Origin of the sequence: Enterobacter cloacae complex sp. 2022EL-00981, assembly GCF_028737495.1 — a bacterium.
Taxonomy (GTDB): Bacteria; Pseudomonadota; Gammaproteobacteria; order Enterobacterales; family Enterobacteriaceae; genus Enterobacter; species Enterobacter cloacae.
The window spans coordinates 114,545-140,152 of record NZ_JAQZRK010000009.1; the positions used below are offsets into that span (position 1 = coordinate 114,545).

The following is a 25,608-nucleotide window of genomic DNA, read 5'->3' on the forward strand; positions in this document are numbered from 1 at the left end:
GGAGATGAAAATGAGAAAATCAAAGTTAGAGAAAAATAATAATGAACACGAGAAGCTGGAGTTAAATAATGATTTAAGTGATATTGAAAAAGGTATCACTGAAGATGGCCAAATATTACCTGAAGAGAGTTATAAGCTGCTCATTGAATCAGGACAGGCGGAAAAAATCAGCCCTAAAGCCAGCGGTATTCTGACATGGCAACTGGCTATGTCTGAAACGGATAATGAACTTTACCTGCGTCTCATGGCAAATGGCAGCGGTGGATTGTTCTCTAAAGACTGGGTCCCACTTTCTAAGATTGAAAGTGTACTCGAAGTTCAACCGACAACGGGCTTCACATCAGGCGTATTCAGATCATTATTTAAAGGAGCAAGTGCCAATAATGCCGGTTTTCTGGCTGCTGTTTTACGCTCACCGGATATATGTCTGCTTGAGGCGCACCCTGAGAAGTTGTTTACGCATGTTTTATATGCTGACTGGCGGGCGCGTCTTAAAACACTCGGTAAGGTTGGCGATTGAGAAAGGATTGCGAAGAATTAATTCTTTACCAGAACTGTTATACAACCAGAAACTACTACACACCTCTACTCACCTTTTACAGGAAAATCTATTATGCAAACCCAGTATGTCTTAAAACAGGCAGGATTAACGCTGCCTGTCACTAAATTATTTCAGCAGCACATCGTTACGCTTCTGGCAGAACAATCTCAGCAAACATCGGTCAGGGCAGTAGTCATTAATTTTCGTGACCCGGACTACAGTGCAGAATCCGGCGGATTTCATCCGGTTGAAATGCGGTTCATCCGCCAGGATAACGAATGGTATTTCGACTATGTCACAGACTTTAGTTACATGGGACGAGTCTATCCGGAGCTGGAAAAGGAAATGGACTTTTGTTGGTCAGGTCAATACGTCTTCCATTATCTGGCTGGGGATATTTCACTGGCGGCAGAGAGGAATGAACTCTGGTCCTTATGGGAGGGTAATTTTATGGATTACCTGTCTATGGGGATTTACCGGGTAACGGTAAATGTGGAAAGTTGTTGACCTGTTATGAACAGGAAGAAAACGGGCATCTTTGTAATCCTCTTCATGCGCAGTACATCGCAGCATGATGATGATACTGGTTGTACCGGACCGTTCGCATAAACATGTGCAGACACGGGGGATCTCAGATCCCTCGTGATTTTTGCCCCCTATGGTGCATTCTCCAGTAGCAGGGTGATAACGGTTAATTCATTACCCCAACGACAGTATTACACCGGTAATAAATATTCATGAATACAGTCAGTTATGTGGGTTTTGAGGTGGACTATGTCATCGTTGACGATAACTGAAGGTTTTACAGATGTATAAAACTCGCGGTGAAAGGATCGCAGAAAGGCTGTGCTGGATATTACTTCAACTGTATACCGGTAATACGGTATCGGTTAATGATATATGTCAGCGTTTCGCGGTCAGTCGCCGAACCGGACAGCGTGATTTGTTGAGAGTTGAAACTGTAACGGAAACTATTTCACCTGGAAGGGTAAGGCTGGCAAGTTTGATAAGGGAACGGGTCAGACGAAATTTCTAATCGAATCCATATAAATACTTAAATATGAAAACGTAACGGGAGTTGATGTGCGCTCCCGTTATAATATAAGATTTTTTTTTACTCTAAGTTGTTTTACTACTTGAGTGACGTTAATTCAGGCACGGTGATGTCTTCGTGGTGTGTTAAATTTGCAAGGTCAATAATATCATTAAATAATTTTATATCGTCGTCAGTGAGTTCTACGTCTGGATCAGCTAAATCGGCACAGGTAACATTTAACCAGTGTATTAATGAATCAATCCTTTTTGAAGTAATATATTCAGTGTGACCAATATCCCACTTCCAGTTGATCACCCGAGCAGGTCCGAATCTCACCTCCCGAACCCCAATTGGCGTTACTGACTCTACGAGAGGGTATATCGTGTTAAGCACTTTATCATGTTCACTGTAGATATTTAAATGCCCCATCTTTGAACCGTAAGTCATTTTCATTATATTCTCAGTATAACTTGTTATTGGGGTGGCTCCAGCCATAGATATTGTTAAAAGGGTATTGTCATTCTTAATGTAGGGTAATGTATTATTTATTAATCGAGTTCCTAAAGAATGTCCCATGATGATCACATTACGCTTTTCTTTATCATATATCTCATTTATGATTCGCGCTAATTTATCTCTGTTATTAACCGATGCTTTAGTTGCATTATACCAGGCCTGACGCGCTTTAAATGGGATGGAGATTGATGACAATAAAGGGGGCGTTCTCAGGGGGAGGAGAGTATATAATCCCCATTTATTCGCTATGTTAGAACTTAATATGGATAGTAGATTTGCTGATTCCCATTGAAAGTACCTGACATCAAGGTCACACCCTGCTTCAATTCGGTTTAACCATGAAATGTCATTTTCGGTCAGAAATCCTGATACAATAATAAGAACTGGGTATTTATTCATGGTAACTCCATTTATTTAGCTTACAGAAATAGCATTCAGTGATAATGATATTACCCGAGTCTCTACGGGGCGTTACTTGGCTGGGTGTAACGTTTCAGTGCGGATTGTATATCTTCAGTAAGTTGTTGACGGACTGAGAGGGGTCGTATTACTTCGATATCCGGCATCCAGTATTTCATTAAAGGTATTATCTGATTTGTGTGTGCTACACGTGATATTATCAGTAAATCGCCATTCCGGGAAGTATGAATTATTTCCTGCCTCGGTAATAGATGACGGCGGGTAAACCACGGAGCAACATGTGCGGAAACTGAAATGAGAACTTCGATAAGATCTTCGCCATACCAGATACCATCTGTTTTTTCTATTTCTTCATTAATTTCGGGGGGTATACTGAAAGCGATATTACTCACGCAAACATCTTTGATAGATGAGATAACAAAGCTTTTTAATGTGCTGTTATGGGAGGCTGCTAGGTACCACAACCCTTTGTCATTAACCAGCCTGTATGCCTCAACAGCCCGAAACTCTTTATCTTTGTAATTAAAATTTACTTTCTTCTGTGACAGGATGGCATCGGATAATACATTCAGTATTGACATGAATGATCCGCAGTTTTCGTATGGGCGTTGTTTTATCAGAAACTGGTTGTTTTTCGTGTTACCCAATAAAATACCCAGTAGCCTGTCATCCCAGCGAGGGAACAGCCCTTCAATGCCCAGGATGCGCGTGAAATGACGTAAATCAGCATTGCTGCGTTGACCGAGAACACCGTTAGACAGGCGATAGCGACCATTTTGTCGAATCAGACTAAGATAGCACAGGCGCTGAGTAAGATCACGACGAATAGTTTTTTCGCAAACGTTAAATTCCTCAGATAGCTCCCGGACGGCTAGTGATTCACCATTGTTCAGGCGAGTTAAAATCAATCCGAGTCGATATCCAAGTTTATCGTGCTTACCCATTCGTTTAACCGGTTAACGCCAGCGAAAAGGATATTTTCAGCAAAGCAACGGACAAGATGAGTCCACTTTTACCGTGGTGGAGAAAAAAATTAAATCTTTAATTATCAATATACTAAAACATACGTAGACTGATCGAATAACATGTGGACTTATCCTGTTCATGTGTATTTTTACGTTCAGGGTGATGATTATTATCCTGACCTGTGCATGACCTGTTTTTGCTGCATATTTGGCCATGCACTTTTGCCATCAAGTCAGAGAGACAGGGGCACCGTAAGAGACGAAGGTTGCTGCCTGTGATGAGAGGTTATCAGCAATTACAATGGTCACTAATATTTACATAATGTCGGAGAACATCATTTTAGTTGAAATAACATAAAGGCGGTTCTATGTATTTACATATCAGAAAGTATCAACTCGTAAATGCGAGATGGCGTGATATCATTGATTTGACGGATTATGAAGAAACAATCAAGCAGGTTGTGAGTACATTATTTGGAAATGATTTTATTGAGGTCAGAGTTGAAACGCGTTGTTTTATTCTGACGGTAAACAGCACAAGCAGTAAAATACCAAATGGTATACTGGTGAATATGGGGAAAAGGCTGGCGGCTAATCTCGAGAGTATCACCTGTCATGCCATGAGGATCTATCATGTAAATGGTCATCCTGATGCACGGCAGTTATTTCACTGTTTTGATGCCGATTGTCTGTGATTAAGCCCCCAACTTCTGTTAAAGGAGTTGGGGGCGATTTATCTTTTATCACACGGGAAGACCGAATGTCGGATATTTACGGGCGATGATATCCATCAGTCGCTTCATTCGCAGTGTTACAGAGCCAAATTTCATTTGGGGTATCTTTGCTCTTACCGCATTTTTTACATCAGTCACTGTTACTGAATAGCCTTCTGTTTCTTTCAGATAGCGGACATGTGACATCGGGGAATGTGTGATCCATCCAGCACGTACTGCCAGAGAGCATATTTTGGACAATATTGCGAGGATACGGTTTACTGTTGACGGACGTAATTTTTCCCGTAAGCCAGCAGCATATTGTTCTAGTTCTCCTGCCGTGATGTCGCGAAGTTGCCGCTTGCCCCAGAACGGGCGAACGTAGAGGTTGAGTTTTGACAACTCTGACTGAGGACTCTTTTTATACAACTGCAAATCCGGTAGCCACAGGTCATTGATGGCCTGTTCCACAGTGAATCGACGGGACTGAACAGCAAGGCGATTTTTATCGGCAAGCAGGTTCATCACATGCTGACGGGCATCCTCAATGCAGAGATGAGGGAATTCACCCAGTGTTTCATATATACGTTGATTTTTGATGGTGGCGCGAAAGGCCAGCGTGATCCGTTTTGGATATACCAGTGCACGCAGGTTTTGGCACTGAATATCACGGTATTCCTGACAACCCGTGAGGGGATGTGGAAGTTGGTGAATTGATTTGTTGCTGAAACGCAGATCCAGAATAGGCATCGTATTTCTCCTGTAAAATAACACGGAAAAAATACAGTGCGAGATTACTGTATGCCAGTCTCAGTTTTCACAGTTCATCAGGTGAAAAATAATGAATGCAATGAAAAGTTATGCGTACAATTACTGGAAATATTTTCAAAAGCATGCGTTACATTTTTAATGGGTTATTCCTTCTGGCTAACTCCATAAATTTATCAAAGTATATTTCTTTACTGAGGAGTGTAACATTATTGATTTGAGAATTAAGACCAAGTGATGTGGATTTGAAGTCCATTAATCCTTTTATAGTTTGGTTCTTTCCTTCAAGGAAGGTGCGTACTTCTTTCGCAGAAGGGGACCATTCCGGGTGAAGTAATAGTGCTATATAAATGTATGTTTTTCGTATCAACTGCTCGGTTGTTTTTTTGTAACCTGTCAGATTCGCCTTTCCTGTCTGAAAAGTGTTCTTTACAATAAATTCATCTGGGGATGTGAGTTCAATATTATAGCCATTTTTTTTGTATATCTCACTCAGTACATCATAGGGCAACATTGAAAGTGTAATTATCGGAACCATTTTAGGGTGGTGGAGATAACCATTCGTAATTATTTGTGTTGTTTTCATGAAAGAAATAACATTGAAGATGTAATTGAAAAAATATTTTGAGCAAAAATATGTGAATACTAAAGTTGAAACATCGTCCTGTTCCAGATGACCTACTTTAGGCACTCTTTTCAACCACTCAGTCGATTGGAGATGATTAGTTACATACGTATTGCAACGCGTTAGCGTTCGTTGGAAGTGTCTGAAAGTTGCTACCCCATTTTGATAGTTTTCAACCGGGTTCATGAATTTTTCAGAGTGATACATATTATCTAAAAAAGAGTGTAGAAAAAGAGATAGAATGCCTTTCTTACAGCGTCCGGCGTTACCAATTTCTTGTAGAATAAATTCATCAAGTTGTTCAATTATAGCTTGAGGTATTTTGTTTTTTCGGGATGAATTCTTATAAATAAGTACTGCAGCCCTGTGGAACTCCTGCTGCTGCAATTCCCGCCATTTATACCAATACGAAGTGTCCTGGAAGAAATTGATTTGATTAGAATTAACACCACTTGAGGGAAGAACATAAAGTACCTCACGCGCGGATTTCATAAACACTACATTTCCAGGGCCAGCCTGAGTCATCAGACTAAGCAAATCATCCTCAGAAAACATTGTGGATAACGCGTCAATGTCTGCTTGATATTTTTCGAGGATATGAGCGTTTTTAATGTTTCGCTTCGGATTGCCAAGGTAAGCTTCAAACATAGTCATGCCCTTTTAACATTTAAAGCCACATGAGAGGCTTTATGTAGTGATAGCGGGATATATCATTACCCCAACGGCAGTTTTACACCATAGCTAATATGGATGTTATCTTACTAAGATAATTGGTTTTTTGCGAGTGGCGAGACAGGTTGTGTCAGTTTATGGCATATCGATATGATGGGGACGATGCCAACCGGAATGCTGCGATATTGGCGTGTCAGGAGAGGCATCTTACGGTATCATTTACCGCAATTTTTTACGATGCAAAGCCCTGCATCGCTAGCTTTTTCTTCAGACCAGGATGATTCATGAACGACAAAATCAGTCAGGATACGATCAACAAAGCCCTGTGGGCCGCGTGTGATACGTTCCGTGGCACCATCAGTGCTGATACCTACAAAGACTTTATCCTTACAATGCTGTTCCTCAAGTACATTTCAGATGTCTGGCAGGATCACTATGACGAATATAAAGAGCAATATGGTGATGCGCCGGAACTGATTGAAGCGATGATGGCGAATGAACGTTTCGTGTTGCCGAAAAGCGCCAGCTTTTATGCGCTGTATGAGCGCCGTCATGAGCCAGGCAACGGTGAACGTATCGATCAGGCATTGCATGCGATTGAAGAAGCCAATGGCACCAAACTGAAAGACGCCGGGAAAAGTGTCTTCCAGGATATTTCGTTTAACACTGACCGCCTGGGTGAAGAAAAACAGAAGAACACCATCCTGCGTCAGCTGCTGGAAGACTTTGCCGGTGAAGATCTTAACCTGAAGCCAAGCCGTGTAGGTACGCTGGACGTTATCGGTAATGCCTACGAATATCTGATTAAAAACTTTGCCGCCAGCGGTGGGCAAAAAGCCGGGGAATTCTATACCCCGCCGGAAGTCTCGGACTTGATTGCTGAACTACTTGATCCACAACCAGGTGATACGATCTGCGACCCGGCCTGTGGTTCCGGTTCGTTATTGATGAAGTGCGGGCGTAAAATTGTCTCCGGGCATGACAGCCGGAACTATGCTTTGTTCGGTCAGGAAGCGATTGGCTCCACGTGGTCGCTGGCGAAAATGAACATGTTCCTGCATGGTGAAGACAACCACAAAATCGAGTGGGGCGATACCATTCGTAACCCGAAGCTGCTCGATAAGAATGGCGACCTGATGCTGTTTGATATCGTGACCGCTAACCCACCTTTCAGCCTGGATAAGTGGGGCCATGACGAGGCCGAGAACGATAAGTTTGGCCGTTTTCGGCGCGGTGTACCGCCGAAGACTAAGGGTGATTACGCCTTTATCTCTCATATGATCGAAACCCTGAAACCGGGGACGGGTCGTATGGGCGTGGTGGTGCCACACGGTGTGCTTTTCCGTGGCTCCAGCGAAGGTAAAATTCGCCAGAAACTGATCGACGAAAATTTGCTGGATGCGGTAATTGGTCTGCCGGAAAAACTGTTCTACGGTACGGGGATTCCGGCTGCGATTCTGATTTTCAAAAAGCAGAAAGTTGATGACAAGGTGCTGTTTATCGATGCCAGCCGTGAATTCAAGGCAGGTAAAAACCAGAACCAGCTTAGCGAAGAAAACATTAAGAAAATCGTCAAGACCTACCGTGATGGCGATAACGTCGAGAAATACGCCTATCTCGCCAGCCTGAAGGAAATTCAGGACAACGATTACAACCTCAATATTCCGCGCTATGTCGATACCTTTGAAGAAGAGGATGAGATTGACCTGGTGGCGGTGCGAGCAGAGCGTGAGCAACTGAAGGTGGAACTGGCGAAGCTGGAAGTTGAGATGGCGGGTTATCTGAAGGAGTTGGGTTATGGTGCCTAAGGGGTGGGAGATAAAGCATTTATCGGAGCTGGCTAGTAAGATCAGCGATGGAATTCACAAAACACCACTGTATGCCGATACCTCTGAAATTTATTTCATCAATGGTAATAATCTTAAAAGCGGCTCAATCGTTATTCAAGATTCAACAAAGTGCGTTGATGAAAACGATGCGATCAATCATCGAAAAGATTTGGGTGTTCGTACACTTTTAATGTCTATAAATGGAACGATCGGAAATCTGGCGTACTATCGAGGAGAAAATGTTGTTTTAGGAAAAAGTGCGTCTTATATCAACATAAAGGATAGTGTTAATTTAGACTTTATTTACTACGTACTATCAAGCTCCAAAACCCAAGCATTTTATGAGTCGGAGCTAACAGGGACCACAATTCGTAACTTGTCCATCAAGTCTATCAAATCTACAGAGATCCTCACACCTCCTCTTCCCGAACAAAAGAAAATCGCCCAAATCCTGTTAACCTGGGATAACGCGATTTCGGTGACGGAAAAGCTTCTCACCAACAGTCAGCAGCAGAAAAAAGCCCTGATGCAGCAATTGCTTACTGGGAAGAAACGCTTGCTGGATGAGAATGGGACAAGGTTTTCTGAAACTTGGAAATTATATGCCTTATCGGAATTATTTCAGAGAGTTACGACTAAAAACAATGGAAAAAGCAACAATGTTGTAACCATTTCTGGACAACATGGTTTGATTAAACAGGAAGACTTTTTCAAGAAAACAGTCGCATCAGATACCCTTGATGGTTATTTCTTATTAAAAAAAGGGCAGTTTGCTTACAATAAAAGTTACTCTAATGGTTATCCGATGGGTGCAATAAAAAGATTAAATCGATATCCAGAGGGAGTAGTAACAACTCTGTATATATGTTTTGAACTTACTACACCCAAAAAATCATGTGGTGACTATTGGGAGCATTATTTTGAGTCAGGGCTTTTGAATAACAGTTTGTCTCAAATTGCTCATGAAGGTGGACGGGCTCATGGCTTGCTAAATGTAAAACCTTCGGACTTCTTTTCATTAAAAGTTGCGGTTCCTGGCTTTGAAGAGCAACAAAAAATCGCATCAGTTCTGTCCTCTGCCGACACCGAAATCTCCACACTGGAGAAAAAACTCGCCTGCCTGAAAGACGAGAAGAAAGCCTTGATGCAACAGCTACTGACTGGCAAACGTCGTGTTAAGGTCGATGAGGCGGTTGCCGTATGAAACTGACGAAAAGCGGTCCACTGACTGACCGGGAAATCGACTGGCTGGAAGAAATATTAATGAAGTATGGAATGGATGATTCTGTACTCTGTTTCTCTGAGCTGGATGGATTGCTGACGGCGATTTTATCAGGTCCAAATATGGTTTCACCCAATATCTGGCTGAGTGCTATTTGGGGAGGAGGCGATTATCATCCGAAATGGTCATCTGAGAGAGAGATGGAGCGTTTTGTCAGTCTGTGTTTTCAGCATATGAACGATATCGCTGGTTGCCTTTATGACGCCCCTGAACTGTTTGAGCCGATTTTCAATGAGCGTGAGGTAAAGGGGGAAAAATATACCATTGTGGAAGAGTGGTGTTTTGGTTATATGAAAGGAAAGTCACTGGATGACTGGTCTGGTCTTCCCGGTGAGTTACGGCCTTCTCTGGAAGTGATCGCTCTTCATGGCGTGGAGAAGAATTTTCCTGTACTTGAGAAAATGACCGGAGAGCAGTTTGAGAAAAGTATTTCCCTTATTCAGCCTGCTGCACTGGCACTTTATCAGTACTGGTTGTCAGTGAGAATGTCAGAGGCATCATCCCGGCCTGTTCCAGTGAAGGGGGCAGAAAACATGCCCGGGCGAAATGACCCGTGTCCGTGTGGCAGCGGTAAAAAATTTAAGAAGTGCTGTCTGCATTGATGAATCTTCATGTGACCAGTGGCGAGTAGCGCCAGAAAGAAAAGGATTAATGATGAACCAGACGTACACGCCAAAATTCCAGGAAGAATACAGCGCCAAAATTCCGGCACTGACGTTACTGACCAGCCTCGGCTGGACGTTTTTATCTCCGAAACAGATTATGGATTACCGGGGCTATAAACAGGATGAGGTGGTGCTGCGTCCGGTTCTGCGTGAAGAGCTGTCGAAGCGTTCCTTTATGGCGGGTGGCAAAACCTGCCAGTTATCGGAAAAAGCACTGGATAACCTGATATCACAGGTCTGTTCTCCGGCGCTGAATGAAGGGCTGCTCAAAGCCAATGAACGGATGTATAACCATCTGCTCTACGGTATCACCGTCACGGAGTTTGTCGATGGCAAGAAGGTCAACCCCACCATTGCGCTGATCGACTGGGAACATCCGGAAAATAACCAGTTCCATTTTACCGAAGAATTTACGGTATTGCGGTCAGGCGGTGTCGAAACCCGCAGGCCGGATATTGTGTGTTTTGTGAATGGTATCCCGCTGGCCGTCATTGAAGCGAAAAGCCCGGCGGGTCACGGCAAGAAAGGGCCAACCATTGACGAAGGGATATCCCAGAGTATCCGCAATCAGCTCAACGACGAAATCCCGCAGCTGTTTGCTTACAGCCAGATATTACTGTCGATTAACGGGCATGACGGGCGCTACGGTACCTGTCATACACCAATGAAATTCTGGGCGGCATGGCGCGAAGAAGATATTACTTACGCGCAGATGTATGCGCTGCGCAACCATAAGTTATCGACTGAACAAATTCATGCGTTGTTTGATCATCGTCCTTCAGTCGATCTCAAATGGTATCAACAGTTAATCGATGGGGGGGAACTGGCAGTCAGCGGGCAGGATAAGCTGCTCATCAGTCTGCTTTCACCGGAACGTCTGCTGGAGATGACCCGCTTCTTCACCCTGTTTGATAAAAAAACCGGAAAAATTGTTGCCCGCTATCAGCAGGTGTTCGGGATAAAAAGACTGCTGGAACGCATCAGTACCCGCAGACCAGACGGGGGCAGGGAAGGTGGGGTGATCTGGCATACCACGGGGTCAGGTAAATCTTACACCATGGTGTTCCTCAGCAAGGCGCTGATTCTTCATGACAGCCTGAAGCGGTGTCGTATCGTGGTGGTGACGGACCGTATCGATCTTGAAGAACAGCTCAGCAATACCTTTGCATCCGGCGGCGAGTTGGCCGGGAAAAAAGACAAAGCCAATGCAATGGCGACATCCGGGCAGATGCTGGCGAAACAGATTGGCTCCGGTAAAGAACGCATCATTTTCACCCTAATCCAGAAATTTAATTCAGCGACAAAACTTCCTGAATGCGTCAATACCAGCCCCGATATCATCGTTCTGATTGATGAAGGACACCGTAGCCAGGGTGGTGAGAACCATGTGCGAATGAAACTGGCACTGCCGAACGCCGCCTTTGTAGCATTTACTGGTACGCCATTGCTAAAAGAAGATAAGACCACCAATAAATTCGGACCGATTGTCCACGCTTATACCATGCAGCGAGCGGTAGAAGATAAAGCCGTTACACCTTTGCTGTATGAAGAACGTATTCCCGACCTTGAGGTTAACGATCGGGCAATAGATGCCTGGTTTGATCGTATTACCGATGGGTTAAGCGAAGCGCAAAAAGCCGACCTGAAGCGTAAATATGCCCGTAAAGGTGAGGTTTATAGTGCAGATGATCGCATCCGTCTGATCGCACTCGATATCGCCACGCACTTCTCGAAGAATATTGATGAGGGACTGAAAGGCCAGCTTGCCTGCGACAGCAAGATTTCCGCCATCAAATATAAAAAGTATCTTGATGAAGCCGGGTTGTTTGAGTCAGCTGTAGTTATCAGCCCGCCGGATACCCGGGAAGGGAATACCGAAGTGGATGAAAGCAAACTGCCGGAAGTGACGAAATGGTGGAAGGATAATGTCGGCACGCAGGATGAGTCTGTGTATACCCGTAATGTCATCAGTCGTTTCGATACCGATGAGAAGCTCAAATTGCTGATAGTCGTTGATAAACTGCTCACCGGGTTTGATGAGCCGAAGAATACCGTGCTGTATATCGACAAGCCGCTTAAGTCCCACAACCTTATCCAGGCGATTGCGCGGGTGAACCGACTGCATCCACTAAAAAAGTTCGGTCTGCTGATTGATTATCGCGGTATTCTGGCTGAGCTGGACACGACTATCGGCAAATATCAGGACCTCGCCTCCCGAACTCAGGGCGGATACGATATCAAAGATATTGACGGGCTGTACAGCGCCATGAGCTCTGAATACAAGCGCCTGCCGCATCTGTATAACCAGCTGTGGGCCATATTTGCCGGTGTTAAAAACAAAAATGATACTGAGCAGTTACGTGCGGTACTGGTGCCTAAAATGGAAGAACGTGACGGAGAGATGGTCGATATCCATCAGAAAACCCGTGATGATTTCTTCGAGGCGTTAACGGCCTTTGCCGGATGCCTGAAAGTGGCACTGCAGTCCGCTACCTTCTTCACCGACAAGAGCTTTACGGAACAAGACCGAAATCTCTATAAAGAAACCGTAAAACAGATGTCCAGCCTGCGCCAGTGGGCGATGCAGGTCAGTGGAGAGCAGGTCAATTATGACGACTACGCTGAGCAGGTGAAAAAACTGCTGGATAAGCATGTCACCGGCGTTGAAGTTCGTGAACCGGATGGCGTGTATGAAGTCGGTAAAATGGGCAACAGCGAAAAGCCCGAAGAGTGGGACAACAATAAAACCCGCAATGAAACCGACATCATTAAAACCCGTGTGACAAAGATGATTGAGCAGGAATTGCGTGATGACCCGTATGCTCAGGAGGCATTTTCAAAACTCCTGCGTATGGCTATCGAAGAGGCTGAAAAACTGTTTGACCATCCGCTGAAACAGTACCTTTTGTTCCGTGAATTTGAAGAACAGGTTGAAGCCCGTAAGCTCAGCGATATCCCGGATGCACTGGCGGTAAACAAGCATGCTCAGGCGTATTACGGTGTATTTAAAAAAGAGCTACCTGAGGTTTTTGCGGTAAACGACGTTCAGGTGCAGGATAAGTGGACGAAGCTGGCTTTTGAAGTGGACAACATTATCGTCAAAGCGGTGGCAGAAAACTCCCTGAACCCCCAGGACATTGAGAAAGTCGTTAAGACAAGTCTGCTACCACTGCTGTTTACGGCCTGCCGGGAAATTGGTGCCGGAATGAATCAGGTTAACCGTATTGTTGAAACCATCATCCAGATACTGCGCGTTGGTTTGATGAAATCATGAGTGAAAAAGAATCGCCATCAATGAAAGCGTTACGCATTGTCTATGGTGATGAGGTCATCGTCGTACAGTGTGTTCCGCGTCAGGTCGTAAAGGGCAGGGTGCTCATTAAGGTTTATCCGGACTGCCGGGTTGTGGCCTCTGTACCGCCTGAAACACCGGAGCACGAGGTATTGTCTGCGCTGAAAAAACGTGGGCGCTGGATATACCAGAAACTGCGTGATTTCAGGGAGCAACAGATACACATTGTTCCGCGTCAGTATGTCAGCGGAGAAAGCCATTATTATCTCGGTAAGCAATATCAGTTGAAAGTGACAGAAGACGCTACTGTGCCGCAACGAGTGAAAATGTTGCGTGGGCGTCTGGAAGTGACTGTCAGACACAAATCGGCAGAAAAGATTAAAGCCTTGCTGGCTGAATGGTATCGGGAACGTGCCAGAGATGTTTTTCAGCGCAGGCTTGATTTACTGATTCCGCAGACCCTTTGGGTCAGTGAGCGTCCTCCGATACGTCTGCGGGCGATGCAAACGCAATGGGGCAACTGTTCAGCAAAAGGCTGTCTGACCCTGAATCCATGGCTGGTTAAGGCATCTTCAGAATGTATCGATTATGTTTTGCTACATGAGTTATGCCATGTGGCTGAGCACAACCACAGCGAGGAGTTTTACCGTCTGATGGGGCAGGTTATGCCGGGCTGGGAAAAGGTTAAGAAGCGACTGGATGGTATGGCTGGGATGTTGTTGGCAGATATGTAGTTTCTAACTTATTCCAATGGGCTCATTTGTCGGTGATGCTGCCAACTTACTGATTTAGTGTATGATGGTGTTTTTGAGGTGCTCCAGTGGCTTCTGTTTCTATCAGCTGTCCCTCCCGTTCAGCTACTGACGGGGTGGTGCGTAACGGCAAAAGCACCGCCGGACATCAGCGCTATCTCTGCTCTCACTGCCGTAAAACATGGCAACTGCAGTTCACTTACACCGCTTCTCAACCCGGTACGCACCAGAAAATCATTGATATGGCCATGAATGGCGTTGGATGCCGGGCAACAGCCCGCATTATGGGCGTTGGCCTCAACACGATTTTACGTCACTTAAAAAACTCAGGCCGCAGTCGGTAACCTCGCGCATACAGCCGGGCAGTGACGTCATCGTCTGCGCGGAAACTGCTGGGATAACAGCCCAATGGAGCGCTTCTTCAGGAGTCTGAAGAACGAATGGGTGCCGGCGACGGGCTATGTAAGCTTCAGCGATGCAGCTCACGCAATAACGGACTATATCGTTGGATATTACAGCGCACTAAGACCGCACGAATATAATGGTGGGTTACCGCCAAACGAATCAGAAAACCGATACTGGAAAAACTCTAACGCGGTGGCCAGTTTTTGTTGACCACTTCATACCGCAGGAGGCATGATGGAGAGCATTAATAATCAAGTGCAGTCGGTACGCCAGTTGCTGGCCATTCCCCAACTGGCCATCCCAAGCTATCAGCGACCTTACCGCTGGGGCTCCAAGAATATCTCGGATCTCTTTACCGATTTGGCAACCCATCAGGACAAGAGCGCCTACCGGCTGGGCTCGGTGGTGTTTCATCAGCACACCGATAGTGAGCAGGGCGAGATGCTTGATATCGTCGATGGTCAGCAACGCACCCTGACCCTGATGTTGACCGTCAAGGCGCTGATCGAGGTGCTGGATAACGAAAATCGCAGTGGCAAAGAGAAGAGTATCCGGTTTCAACGTCAGGATCTGCGTGAGCAATTGCAGGTCTTGCGTGGACCTATCGATGCGTTTATGCAGCGCCAGCGCTTCCCCAGCCGGGATTCGGAGTTCAACCTCAGACGCAACTATCTGGAGTTGCGTCGGCTGGTGGCCCGCCCTGAGTTTGACGAGCAGCAAATTGACTTTCTGCTCAACCGCTGTCAGGTGGTCTGCTTTGTACTGCAGGATATCTCGGAGGCGTTCCAGTTCTTCGATTCGCAAAATGCCCGGGGGCGCGATCTGGCTCCTCACGATCTGCTCAAGGCATTTCACCTGCGCGAGTTTGCCGGTCATGAGGCCAATCTCAAGGCCGAGGCGGTCGCCCATTGGGAGCGCCTGCCAAGCGACGAGCTGGCCAATCTGTTCGCCCTCTATCTCTATCGGGTACGCCAGTGGGCCGAGGGCAAGTCGGCCCGCTACTTTGGCAAGGGGGAGGTGGATCTCTTCAAGGGGGTCAACCTAGATCGGGTAGGGCATTATCCTTACGTGGAGTCGCTGCGCATCGCCCACCACTTTGTCGATGAGTACAACCGCCAGTACCAGCGCAAGATTGACGGCCAGTACATGACGTTTCCCTTTCATCTCGACCAGATGATCATCAATGGTCGGCGCTTTTTCGAGATGGCCGAGTACTACCAGACGCGGGTGGCCGCCATCGTGGCCGAGGAGTCTGATTCCGGCAAGGCGCAATCTGCCACCCTGCTCGGCGAAACGCTGACACCGATGGCCAGCAAGGTGCTATCGACCCTGGGCAGCTACGAGCGTCGCCACCGCACCGGGGATCGTTATGTGCGGGCCATGTTCGACTGCGCACTGATCTTCTATATCGACAAGTTCGGCAGCCAAGGGTTGTCACTGGCCATCGAGAAGTGCTTTATCTGGGCCTATCGCTGCCGCATCCGCCAGCAGGTAGTGCAGTTGGCAACCATGGATAACTATGTGCTGGAGCACAATCTGATCCGTGCCATTCGTGATGCTCGTCTGCCGGGAGATCTGCACGGCTTCCCTTTGCCTAGCATGAGCAGTCGAGAGAACAAGAACAATCGCAATGGTGCCGAAGATGAGCTGGTCGGGCTGTTTCGGGAGATGAAATATTATGAATGATGCAGGCGTTCGCCCCTTTTCCATTCGTGCACTGCTTGAAGATCGCGCCCGCTATCTGGTGCCCATGTACCAGCGCAACTATGCCTGGGGTGAGGGAGAGATCACCCAGCTGCTGCAGGATGTGCTGGATTATCAGCAAAAATTGGTCAGTGGTAAGGGGCCGCAAACCTACTATATCGGCACCCTGGTGGTGTTTGCCCGGGACGATGGCAGTTTCGAGGTAATCGATGGCCAGCAGCGCTTTACTACCCTCTCTCTGCTGGCCAATTGGCTCAAACATCACGCGATAGATTCGGTGGATATGAGCTGGTATCAGACCATCAACCTCGCTTTTGAGAGTCGCCCGATATCGAGCCATACCTTCGAGCGCTTATGGCAGGGTGTTGCCCCCTACGATTTGCGGGGGAGTACCTTCAATGAAGGTTTGGTGAACGGTTTTGAGCTGATTGACAAGGCAATGGCGGATCTTGGTTTGGTAGGGGCTAAACTGACGGCCTTTTGCGACTACCTCTTCAAGCATGTGCAGATCTCTCGTATCGAAGTACCCAAGGATACCGATCTCAATCACTTCTTCGAGGCGATGAACAATCGCGGCGAGCAGTTGGAAAAGCATGAAGTGATCAAGGCGCGGCTGATGGAGACGCTGAACCAGATACCCGAGGAAGAGCATCGTCGCCAAAGTATTCATATCCTGACCCGGGTATGGGATGCCTGCGCCAATATGGAGCGCTATATCCAGTACGGCTTTACCCCGCAAGAGCGCCACCGTCTGTTTGGTGAGAGCGACTGGGGTCAGTTTGTGCCCCGTGATTTTGCCCATCTGCTTGATCTGCTAGGATCCCAAAACACGGCCGACGCTGCCGATAAAAGCCGTGCAGCTGCCGGTAGCCAAGGGCGCACCTTGTTGGCCATTTTGCAGGATGACAAGCTTGATGGTGAGCAGACGGTGGAGGAGGAGAGCGCAGGCTCCGAGCGCTTTAACAGCGTCATCAACTTCTCCAACTTCTTGCTCCATGTGCTGCGACTCGTGAGCCGCGACCCGGGTGATACGGAGGGGGTGCCGCTTGATGATAAACAACTGGTCGATCAGTTTGAGCTGCGAGTGATAAGGCAACCGGATCCAGTAGCGGCAGTTCAGCGTTTTATCTATGGCCTGTTAAAGAGCAAGTATCTGTTTGATCAGTTCATCATCAAGCGCGAGTTTGCCGATGGCAAGGATAGTTGGAGTCTGAAGCGGCTGCACTGGTATTCGGAAAAGAGCGTCAGTTACATCAATACCTTTGACAAGGATGAAAATGAGAATGGTTTCTCTGGTGTTAACCGGCGGGTCCTGATGTTGCTGTCGGCGTTTCATGTGTCGACCCCGACCCTGGTTTACAAACATTGGCTGAATGGTGCACTGAGATATCTGTTCGACAATTGTCACCCTGATCAACCGGTGGATGCCGGGGCTTATCTGTCCTATCTGGAGAGTCAGGCTCGCCGCTTTGTCTTCCAGCGCTTTTTGGCGCCTGGTGAAGGGGCTTCCTATTACCAGATGCTCTACCTTGATAACGCCCTGTTGCCTGCCATCAATGTGGATGAGAGTTGGCACAAGGTGATTACATCCAAACTTCGCTTCGGTCATATCGAGAACAACTTTGTCTTCAACTTCCTCGACTATCTGCTGTGGGTACGAGATCGGAATAGCGACAAAGTTGCTGGCTCCTTTGAGTTCACTTTCCGCAGCTCGGTGGAGCACTTCTCACCCCAGCATCCGATGGATGGCTATAAACCGGTTGAGCAGAGTGCACTCCATTCGTTTGGCAACCTTTGCCTTATCAGCCACAGCAAGAACTCGCGCTTGAGTAACTTCCAGCCGCAACAGAAGCAGGAGCACTTTGAAGCAAGCCTTGCCAATAACCAGACTGATAGTCTTAAATTGCTTGCTATGATTCGGCTGATGAAAGATAAAGGTCGTTGGCTGGAAGATGAGATAGCTGAGCATCAACAAGATATGTTGCAGGTCTTACTATCCAATCAAATTCAGCAATAACGGATTGAATCTGTTTATGAAATTTGGCTGCTATCAACTAATGGGCGTTAAGTTGATTGTATGATCTGATTGATAAAGAAGGGGAGACTAAAAATCTCCTCTTCTTTGCAGCAGTTTACTGCGGTCTTTTTGTGATGCATCAGCATAAAACGTTTTACTTGTGGACCCTAAGAAATGGAGAACATTATGTCGACTGTAGATACCTCTACAGCAGAGGAACTCAATCAAGGAGGCTCAGATTTTATTCTGACTTCCCTCGAGGCTATGCGTAAGAAGTTATTGGACCTTACGTCTCGAAATCGACTTTTGAATTTCCCTATCACTCAAAAAGGGTCTTCACTACGTATTGTTGATGAATTACCAGAACAGCTTTATGAAACCCTTTGCTCGGAAATCCCGATGGAATTTGCTCCTGTGCCCGATCCAACTAGAGCGCAGCTGTTAGAGCATGGCTATCTCAAAGTTGGGCCAGATGGTAAAGATATACAGTTAAGAGCTCATCCTAGCGCTAAGGATTGGGCGCACGTCTTAGGAATCCGTACAGATTTTGATTTACCAGATAGCCATAAAACGGTTGTTTCTGATTCAGATAGAGAGTTGCTGGAAAAAGCCCATCAGTTTATCTTGCAATATGCCCAAGGCCAGAATGGAAAATTAACAGGGATTCGTTCTGAATACGTTAATCAAGGTATAGCTTTGTCAGCGTTGAAGGAGGCGTGCTGCTTAGCAGGCTATGAAGGGCTTGAGGATTTTGAACGACAGGCAAAGGCTGGGAATGAGATTAGTATATCTTCTTCCAATCCCTCTCATGACGATAATCGGATACAGGCTCTGCTTTATCCAAATGAACTGGAAGCTTGTTTGCGCGCCATCTATGGTAAGGCTCAAACTGCTTTGGAGGAGAGTGGCGCCAACATCTTGTATTTGGCGTTAGGGTTCCTTGAGTGGTATGAAAGCGATTCCTCTGAAAAGGCACGTTATGCACCGTTATTTACAATTCCGGTGAGATGTGAACGAGGAAAATTAGATCCGAAGGATGGTCTTTACAAGTTTCAACTTTATTACACGGGTGAAGATATTTTGCCCAATCTCTCTTTGAAGGAAAAACTTCAGGCTGACTTTGGCCTCGCTCTTCCTTTGTTCAATGAAGAGGAAACTCCAGAGTCTTATTTTGCTTCGGTGAAGAAGGTTGTAGAGCAGCACAAACCTAAATGGTCTGTGAAACGTTATGGTGCACTTAGCTTGCTCAATTTTGGCAAGATGATGATGTATCTTGACCTCGATCCTGCCCGCTGGCCTTGTGACAAGCGCAATATATTGTCTCATGAAGTAATTCGTCGCTTTTTCACCAGTCAGAGCTGTGGTCAAGAGAATTCCGGCTTACCTGGTGGCTTCGGTCAGCATGAGTACTGCATCGATAGTTACCCTGATATTCATGACAAGGTTCCACTAATCGATGATGCGGATAGCTCGCAGCACAGTGCGTTGATCGATGCTATCCGTGGTCAAAACTTAGTCATTGAGGGCCCTCCTGGTAGTGGCAAATCACAAACGATCACCAACTTGATTGCAGCAGCTCTGCTCAACGGTAAGAAAGTCCTGTTTGTGGCAGAGAAGATGGCTGCACTGGAGGTCGTCAAACGTCGCTTGGATCGTGCGGGGCTAGGTCAATTTTGCTTAGAGTTGCACAGTCATAAAACTCATAAGCGCAAGGTGCTGGATGATATTAATGCTCGCTTGGTGAGTCAGGCGACCATGCCTACTATGGAAGAGATTGATGCTCAGATTTTGCGTTATGAAGATCTTAAGCAGCAGCTCAATGAATATGCCGCATTGATCAATAACCAATGGGCGCAAACAGGCAAAACGATCCATCAGATTTTGAGTGGTGCAACCCGTTATCGTCACAAATTAGATATTGATGCAACAGCGCTTCATATCGAAAACCTTTCCGGGAAGCAGTTGGATAAAGTGACCCAATTACGGCTGCGTGACCAAATAGTAGAGTTTAGCCGCATCTACAAAGAGGTTCGTGAGCAGGTGGGGGCTAATGCAGAAATATATGAGCACCCTTGGAGCGGTGTGAATAACACACAAATTCAATTGTTTGACAGCGCTCGTATAGTCGATTTGCTACAAACTTGGCAGACATCAATTATCGACTTTCAACATAGCTATCAAGAATATGTAGATAAGTGGGCGTTGGAAGGCGAAAGCCTTAATACGCTTCAATATATTGAGCAATTGGTAGAAGATCAGTCGAATCTTCCAGTGTTGTGTGGTTCAGAGCATTTCCCAGCACTTAGTGAGCTAGATTCACTCGATGCCATTGCACGGGTGCGTCACTATTTAGATAGGTTCGAGTTGCTACAAGGTCATTATGTGGCCTTGAGCCAGGTTATCGAGCCTCAAAAGCTACGACTTTTAGAACAAGGACAATCGTGTGACTTTCCTCGTGAAGAGCTGGAAAAATATGGTGCAGCAGAGGATTTCACTTTACGTGATTTGGTCAGGTGGCTTGAATCCATCCAATCAATTCATGATGAGTTATCATCTATTTATGCGCAATTAAACGATTTCAAAAATGCTTTGCCAGATGGTATTGCTTCGTATATCGATGATTCGCAAGCTGGATTGCTATTCTGCTCTGAGTTGTTGTCGATTCTGGGTGCTTTACCGACTGAGCTTATTAGAGTTCGAGATCCTCTTTTTGATGATGATGATATCGATGCAGTATTGCGCGACTTAATGTGTCAAATCGAAACATTGCGTCCTTTAAGAGATGGTCTATCTACTTTGTATCAATTGGACCAGTTGCCTTCCCAAGAGATGCTCGCGCATGCCGTTGCTGTTATCCAGCAAGGGGGATTATTTGCATGGTTTAAGAGTGATTGGCGTAGTGCCAAGGCACTGCTCATGGCGCAATCTCGTAAGCCTGACACTAAGTTTGCTGAGTTAAAACGCTGCTCAGCTGATTTGCTCAAGTATTCGGAGCTGTTACAACGGTTTGAACAAAGTGACTTTGGTAATCAACTTGGTAATGCATTCCGAGGGTTGGACACCGACTGTGAACAACTCATGTTATTGCGTGATTGGTACAAGAAGGTCCGAGCTTGTTACGGGATAGGTTTTGGAAAGCGAGTTGCGATAGGCTCTGGATTATTTAACCTAGATGGTGAGATTATCAAAGGTGTGCATTTAATCGAGAAATCGCAGATTAGCTCAAGATTAATGACTTTGGTTAAACGGGTCGAGCACGAGGCTAAGTTATTACCGCGTATTTCTAGCTTGTTGGAAGAACATGCATCTTGGTTAGGTGAGCAAGGTGTATTGATGCAATCTTACCGACAGGTGCGGAATACTCTCATTGCCTTGCAGGGATGGTTTATCAATCCAGATATATCATTAGAGCAGATGACTCATTCCTCCGAGATTTTGCAAAACATAAACGATCTTCAGATATCCCTTGAAAATGACTCGTTACAGTTAGGGGCGTTTTTACAATTAACCCCATTGGCTTGCGGTGCGTATAAAAATAATCAACTGACGTTAGACACTATTAACGACACGCTGAATTTTGCCGAGCAACTGGTTGATAAGATAAATTGCGTATCCTTGGCTACCCAGATCAGACATTTGGCTAGTGGTAGTGATTACGATTTACTATGTCGTGATGGTGGGGAAATAGTTTCGAAATGGAATGAACAGATTAAAAATGCTGAGTTATATGCGCTAGAAACAAAGTTAGAGCGGAGTCAGTGGCTCAAGTCGACTGATGGTTCTCTTAATACATTAATCGAGCGCAACGAAAGAGCAATACAGCAACCCCGTTGGTTGAACGGGTGGGTTAACTTTATTCGTTGTTACGAGCAGATGCATGAAAATGGATTGCAGCGAATCTGGAGTGCTGTACTTGCGGGCTCGCTCCCGATTGAAAAAGTTGAATTGGGTTTAGCATTAGCAATTCATGACCAGCTGGCGCGGGAGGTTATTCACATCCACCCTGAATTGATGAGAGTTTCCGGCTCACAGCGCAATGCTTTGCAGAAGTCATTTAAAGATTACGACAAAAAACTGATTGAATTACAACGTCAGCGGATTGCAGCAAAAATTGCTTGCCGAAATATACCAGAAGGGAATTCTGGTGGTAAGAAAAGTGAATATACAGAACTAGCTTTGATCAAAAATGAGTTGGGTAAAAAAACCAGACATATTCCAATTAGGCAATTGGTTAACCGTGCATGTAATGCGCTGGTTGCAATTAAACCTTGTTTCATGATGGGGCCAATGTCAGCAGCTCATTACCTAGAACCTGGACGAATGGAATTTGATCTGGTGGTGATGGACGAAGCGTCTCAGGTGAAGCCAGAGGATGCATTGGGTGTCATCGCGAGGGGCAAGCAACTAGTGGTCGTTGGTGACCCGAAACAGCTACCACCAACCAGTTTCTTTGATCGAAGTGCCGACGGAGAAGATGACGATGATGCCGCGGCTTTAAGTGATACTGACAGCATTTTGGATGCTGCTTTGCCACTGTTTCCTATGAGACGTTTGCGTTGGCACTATCGTTCACGACATGAAAAGTTGATTGCATACTCTAACCGCCATTTTTATAACAGTGATTTGGTGATATTCCCTTCCCCAAATGCTGAGTCTCCAGAGTATGGGATTAAATTTACCTATGTGTCAAAAGGTCGGTTCTCCAATCAACACAATATTGAAGAAGCCCAAGCAGTTGCTGAGGCCGTACTTCATCATGCGCAACACCGGCCGGGTGAGTCACTCGGGGTAGTGGCCATGAGTTCCAAGCAACGCGATCAAATTGAGCGCGCTATCGATGAATTGCGCCGAAATCGCCCTGAATTTAACGATGCAATCGATGGCTTATATGCCATGGAAGAGCCACTTTTTGTGAAAAACCTTGAGAACGTTCAAGGGGATGAGCGTGATGTAATCTTTATTTCCTTTACCTATGGACCTTCTGAGCATGGTGGAAAGGTTTATCAACGCTTTGGACCTATCAATTCCGATGTTGGCTGGCGTCGCTTGAATGTGCTTTTCACTCGATCAAAAAAACGGATGCATGTGTTTAGTTCAATGCGTTCTGAAGATGTATTGACGAGTGAAACCAGTAAACTTGGTGTTATTTCGTTGAAAGGTTTTTTACAGTTTGCCGAAAGTGGCAAACTAGATTCCCTCACAACGCATACCGGCAGGGCTCCAGATAGTGACTTTGAGGTTGCTGTAATGGAAGCACTCAATCACGCTGGGTTTGAGTGTGAACCTCAGGTAGGGGTTGCAGGATTCTTTATTGATCTAGCTGTGAAAGATCCAGGTTGTCCTGGCCGTTACTTAATGGGCATAGAGTGTGATGGTGCGGCTTATCACTCAGCTAAATCTGCTCGTGATCGTGACCGTTTGCGTCAAGAGGTTCTGGAGCGTTTGGGTTGGAGAATTAGCCGCATTTGGTCCACTGATTGGTTCAGTAATCCTGATGAGGTTCTATCTCCGATTATCCGTAAACTCCATGAGCTTAAAACATTGGCTCCAGACGTTGTTGTACCTTCCTATGAATATGTCGAAACGATTGAGTCAAGCGCTGAAGTGGCGTCTGACTCAATTGATTCTCTTATGCCCAATTTGGGGCTTAAGGAGCAACTTAAGTATTTTGCCACACATGTCATTGAGGTTGAGCTTCCTAATGTTGATGCTGATCGTCGTTTGTTGCGGCCCGCAATGCTTGAGGCTTTGCTGGAACATCAGCCTTTATCACGTTCCGAGTTTGTTGAACGAATACCTCATTATCTGCGGCAAGCAACAGATGTATACGAAGCGCAACGCTTTCTTGACCGAGTCTTGGCATTAATTGATGGCGCAGAGGCTGAAGCGAATGATGCAGCGTTTGATTCTGAATTGGCATAATTAGTTAAAGGTAATAAGAACAGTGACAACTGTCGGACAACGTGAACGCGCAACTCAACAGCGCGTAGTCAGGTTTTTTATTGAGGAATTGGGCTATCGTTATCTAGGCGATTGGCACACGCGTCCTAACAACCGTAATGTTGAGCCTGATTTGCTCAGTCATTGGTTGATTGACCTTGGTGTGCCCATATGCTCCCCCTATACTCAAACTATAGGTCAGGATCGTCTACCGGGGTGGGGTCAGTCCATTACTAACTGACAGTTGTACCGAATACTGGGGGCAGGTCAAGCGCTTTAGCTTGTGTGGCAACAACCTCCTTTACAGGACCAGGTAGACGATTACCCTGTGCTGTTTCTGTGCTCAACGCAATCTACGGCTATCCATTTTCTGCCAGTGGTTGCAAAGACGACCATTCAACGTCAGCAAAGTTTCGCAATGCACTGCTATGTAACTCATTGATCCTACGTAGAATTTAAAATCCCTCGGCGTTCGCGCTGTGTGGGTTCAAGTCCCACTCCGGGTACCATGGGAAAAGTCGAATAAAATCAATGATAAGCAGTGTCGTGCAAACCACCGAAAGGTGGTTTTTTATTGTCTTTTTTTCGACATTCGCCATTGTTTCGCCATTCGACTTCGCCACAAAAAGAGGGCATTACTGCCCCCCAACCACCGGTACTACAGAAATTTTCCGGATATATCTTGCTGTTTGCGATGCGTTTTTATGGCCTGAAATCTCCTGCTTCTCGTGAAGTGTGCCTTCCAGATCAGATATCCCTTTAGCTTTAAGATCATGGAACGTGAAGTTAAATTCGAGCTCTGGAAATTTTTCAGCGGCTAGTTTTTTCGCTTTCATCCACTGAGCATTAAATGCATCTCGTGTGTAACGAGAACCTGACGACTGGTGAATCACGTACAGGCTGACCATACCGCTGTTTAACGGAAGTGAATCTGCCAGGGTGATCGCATTAGATAGGCGTACTGTCCAAGCCTTAATCTGACTTACTGCCGTCTTGCTTTGCTGAATTAGAATTCCGTCATCAAGTATCTGACTCTTTTTAAGATCCAGAATGTCACCCTGACGGGCGCAGCATAAATAGGCCAACTCCATGGCAATCTTAACCGGTAACGACGAAACGCTGAAAAGTGCATCATATTCTTTGTCAGTGACGTATCGGGTGCGTGCCTGCTCCTTAAATTGCTTCACACCCTGGCATGGATTCATCTTCACTTTGCCACGCTCATATGCCCACCTGAACACCCTCGACATAAACGCTTTCTCTCGATTCGCCTGGACCCTGCTCTTAACCCCTCTTTTATCCATATACTTTCTGATGTGCTCTGGCTTGATGTTTTCTGTGAATCGCCACGGGTTTAACAGACACCTCAGAGTCATTTAAGATGGCTTAAAGAGAGGTGCCCATGAGCGGTAAGCGTTATCCCGAAGAGTTTAAAACTGAAGCAGTCAAACAGGTTGTTGATCGCG

General features: G+C 46.0%; 14 protein-coding genes and 4 pseudogenes. 13 read left to right on the plus strand and 5 right to left on the minus strand.

Annotation, left to right across the window (positions count from 1 at the left end):
- The first annotated feature begins 10 nt into the window (after positions 1-10).
- Both PUZ33_RS10720 and PUZ33_RS10725 read left to right on the plus strand, forming a co-directional pair.
- Positions 11-520: a hypothetical protein gene (locus PUZ33_RS10720; protein WP_001721485.1), complete on the plus strand. Its 510-nt coding sequence runs from the start codon at positions 11-13 to the stop codon at positions 518-520.
- 93 nt (positions 521-613) lie between these two features.
- Positions 614-1,048 carry a DUF2787 family protein gene (locus PUZ33_RS10725; RefSeq protein ID WP_001721483.1) on the plus strand — a complete coding sequence of 145 codons (435 nt, stop codon included), beginning with the start codon at positions 614-616 and terminating at the stop codon, positions 1,046-1,048.
- A 625-nt stretch (positions 1,049-1,673) separates the two neighbouring features.
- Here PUZ33_RS10725 and PUZ33_RS10730 read toward each other — a convergent pair.
- Both PUZ33_RS10730 and PUZ33_RS10735 read right to left on the minus strand, forming a co-directional pair.
- A complete protein-coding gene (locus PUZ33_RS10730) occupies positions 1,674-2,492 on the minus strand; it encodes a DUF726 domain-containing protein (protein WP_001721482.1) in 819 nt (272 codons plus the stop codon).
- A 62-nt stretch (positions 2,493-2,554) separates the two neighbouring features.
- Positions 2,555-3,457 carry a helix-turn-helix transcriptional regulator gene (locus tag PUZ33_RS10735; protein ID WP_001721481.1) on the minus strand — a complete coding sequence of 301 codons (903 nt, stop codon included), beginning with the start codon at positions 3,455-3,457 and terminating at the stop codon, positions 2,555-2,557.
- Positions 3,458-3,846: 389 nt separating this feature from the next.
- Here PUZ33_RS10735 and PUZ33_RS10740 point away from each other — a divergent pair, with 389 nt between their 5' ends.
- Positions 3,847-4,173: a hypothetical protein gene (locus PUZ33_RS10740; RefSeq protein WP_000280681.1), complete on the plus strand. Its 327-nt coding sequence runs from the start codon at positions 3,847-3,849 to the stop codon at positions 4,171-4,173.
- A gap of 222 nt (positions 4,174-4,395) precedes the next feature.
- Here PUZ33_RS10740 and PUZ33_RS10745 read toward each other — a convergent pair.
- Positions 4,396-4,941: pseudogene (locus PUZ33_RS10745) on the minus strand (tyrosine-type recombinase/integrase); the annotation flags it as partial.
- 148 nt (positions 4,942-5,089) lie between these two features.
- A complete protein-coding gene (locus PUZ33_RS10750; protein ID WP_001721475.1) occupies positions 5,090-6,232 on the minus strand; it encodes a hypothetical protein in 1,143 nt (380 codons plus the stop codon).
- Positions 6,233-6,540: 308 nt separating this feature from the next.
- On the opposite strand from PUZ33_RS10750, the gene PUZ33_RS10755 reads away from it, so the two are divergent.
- From PUZ33_RS10755 to hhe, 10 genes and pseudogenes are all read left to right on the plus strand, one after another.
- Positions 6,541-8,064, plus strand: coding sequence for a type I restriction-modification system subunit M (locus tag PUZ33_RS10755; protein ID WP_021536933.1), 1,524 nt, complete (start codon positions 6,541-6,543; stop codon positions 8,062-8,064).
- Positions 8,054-9,289, plus strand: a complete 1,236-nt coding sequence (locus PUZ33_RS10760; protein WP_001721473.1) for a restriction endonuclease subunit S — start codon at positions 8,054-8,056, stop codon at positions 9,287-9,289. The genes PUZ33_RS10755 and PUZ33_RS10760 overlap by 11 nt, the downstream gene beginning before the upstream one ends.
- The gene (locus PUZ33_RS10765; RefSeq protein ID WP_000779013.1) at positions 9,286-9,969 is read left to right on the plus strand and encodes a YecA/YgfB family protein; all 684 of its coding nucleotides are present in this window, start codon (positions 9,286-9,288) and stop codon (positions 9,967-9,969) included. Before PUZ33_RS10760 ends, PUZ33_RS10765 begins: the two co-directional genes overlap by 4 nt.
- A 52-nt stretch (positions 9,970-10,021) precedes the next feature.
- Complete coding sequence (locus tag PUZ33_RS10770; RefSeq protein WP_097415412.1) at positions 10,022-13,306, plus strand: type I restriction endonuclease subunit R; 3,285 nt, start codon at positions 10,022-10,024, stop codon at positions 13,304-13,306.
- Positions 13,303-14,058, plus strand: coding sequence for a M48 family metallopeptidase (locus PUZ33_RS10775; protein WP_001721470.1), 756 nt, complete (start codon positions 13,303-13,305; stop codon positions 14,056-14,058). Before PUZ33_RS10770 ends, PUZ33_RS10775 begins: the two co-directional genes overlap by 4 nt.
- Before the next feature lie 86 nt (positions 14,059-14,144).
- Positions 14,145-14,488 (plus strand): annotated as a pseudogene (locus tag PUZ33_RS10780) (IS1-like element transposase); the annotation flags it as partial.
- Positions 14,458-14,691, plus strand: a pseudogene (locus tag PUZ33_RS10785) (integrase core domain-containing protein); the annotation flags it as partial. The pseudogenes PUZ33_RS10780 and PUZ33_RS10785, both read left to right, overlap by 31 nt.
- A 24-nt stretch (positions 14,692-14,715) precedes the next feature.
- Positions 14,716-16,167, plus strand: a complete 1,452-nt coding sequence (locus PUZ33_RS10790; RefSeq protein ID WP_000443937.1) for a DUF262 domain-containing protein — start codon at positions 14,716-14,718, stop codon at positions 16,165-16,167.
- Positions 16,160-18,202 (plus strand): DUF262 domain-containing protein, encoded by a 2,043-nt coding sequence (locus tag PUZ33_RS10795; RefSeq protein WP_252107686.1) that lies wholly within the window; start codon positions 16,160-16,162, stop codon positions 18,200-18,202. Before PUZ33_RS10790 ends, PUZ33_RS10795 begins: the two co-directional genes overlap by 8 nt.
- Before the next feature lie 186 nt (positions 18,203-18,388).
- Entirely contained in the window at positions 18,389-24,124 is a 5,736-nt protein-coding gene (hhe, locus tag PUZ33_RS10800; RefSeq protein WP_252107688.1) for a DUF4011 domain-containing anti-phage protein Hhe, read from the plus strand.
- 653 nt (positions 24,125-24,777) lie between these two features.
- Here the strand turns inward: hhe and PUZ33_RS10805 are convergent.
- Positions 24,778-25,479, minus strand: a pseudogene (locus tag PUZ33_RS10805) (tyrosine-type recombinase/integrase); the annotation flags it as partial.
- Positions 25,480-25,608 lie beyond the last annotated feature (129 nt).

What these genes read in the sequence shown, in the direction of transcription:
- PUZ33_RS10755 (WP_021536933.1), top strand. Translation starts at nt 6,541, where the DNA reads ATGAACGACAAAATCAGTCAGGATACGATCAACAAAGCCCTGTGGGCC.
- hhe (WP_252107688.1), top strand. Translation starts at nt 18,389, where the DNA reads ATGTCGACTGTAGATACCTCTACAGCAGAGGAACTCAATCAAGGAGGC.
- PUZ33_RS10740 (WP_000280681.1), top strand. Translation starts at nt 3,847, where the DNA reads ATGTATTTACATATCAGAAAGTATCAACTCGTAAATGCGAGATGGCGT.
- PUZ33_RS10750 (WP_001721475.1), bottom strand. Translation starts at nt 6,232, where the DNA reads ATGTTTGAAGCTTACCTTGGCAATCCGAAGCGAAACATTAAAAACGCT.
- PUZ33_RS10720 (WP_001721485.1), top strand. Translation starts at nt 11, where the DNA reads ATGAGAAAATCAAAGTTAGAGAAAAATAATAATGAACACGAGAAGCTG.
- PUZ33_RS10735 (WP_001721481.1), bottom strand. Translation starts at nt 3,457, where the DNA reads ATGGGTAAGCACGATAAACTTGGATATCGACTCGGATTGATTTTAACT.
- PUZ33_RS10775 (WP_001721470.1), top strand. Translation starts at nt 13,303, where the DNA reads ATGAGTGAAAAAGAATCGCCATCAATGAAAGCGTTACGCATTGTCTAT.
- PUZ33_RS10795 (WP_252107686.1), top strand. Translation starts at nt 16,160, where the DNA reads ATGAATGATGCAGGCGTTCGCCCCTTTTCCATTCGTGCACTGCTTGAA.
- PUZ33_RS10765 (WP_000779013.1), top strand. Translation starts at nt 9,286, where the DNA reads ATGAAACTGACGAAAAGCGGTCCACTGACTGACCGGGAAATCGACTGG.
- PUZ33_RS10790 (WP_000443937.1), top strand. Translation starts at nt 14,716, where the DNA reads ATGGAGAGCATTAATAATCAAGTGCAGTCGGTACGCCAGTTGCTGGCC.
- PUZ33_RS10770 (WP_097415412.1), top strand. Translation starts at nt 10,022, where the DNA reads ATGAACCAGACGTACACGCCAAAATTCCAGGAAGAATACAGCGCCAAA.
- PUZ33_RS10760 (WP_001721473.1), top strand. Translation starts at nt 8,054, where the DNA reads ATGGTGCCTAAGGGGTGGGAGATAAAGCATTTATCGGAGCTGGCTAGT.
- PUZ33_RS10730 (WP_001721482.1), bottom strand. Translation starts at nt 2,492, where the DNA reads ATGAATAAATACCCAGTTCTTATTATTGTATCAGGATTTCTGACCGAA.
- PUZ33_RS10725 (WP_001721483.1), top strand. Translation starts at nt 614, where the DNA reads ATGCAAACCCAGTATGTCTTAAAACAGGCAGGATTAACGCTGCCTGTC.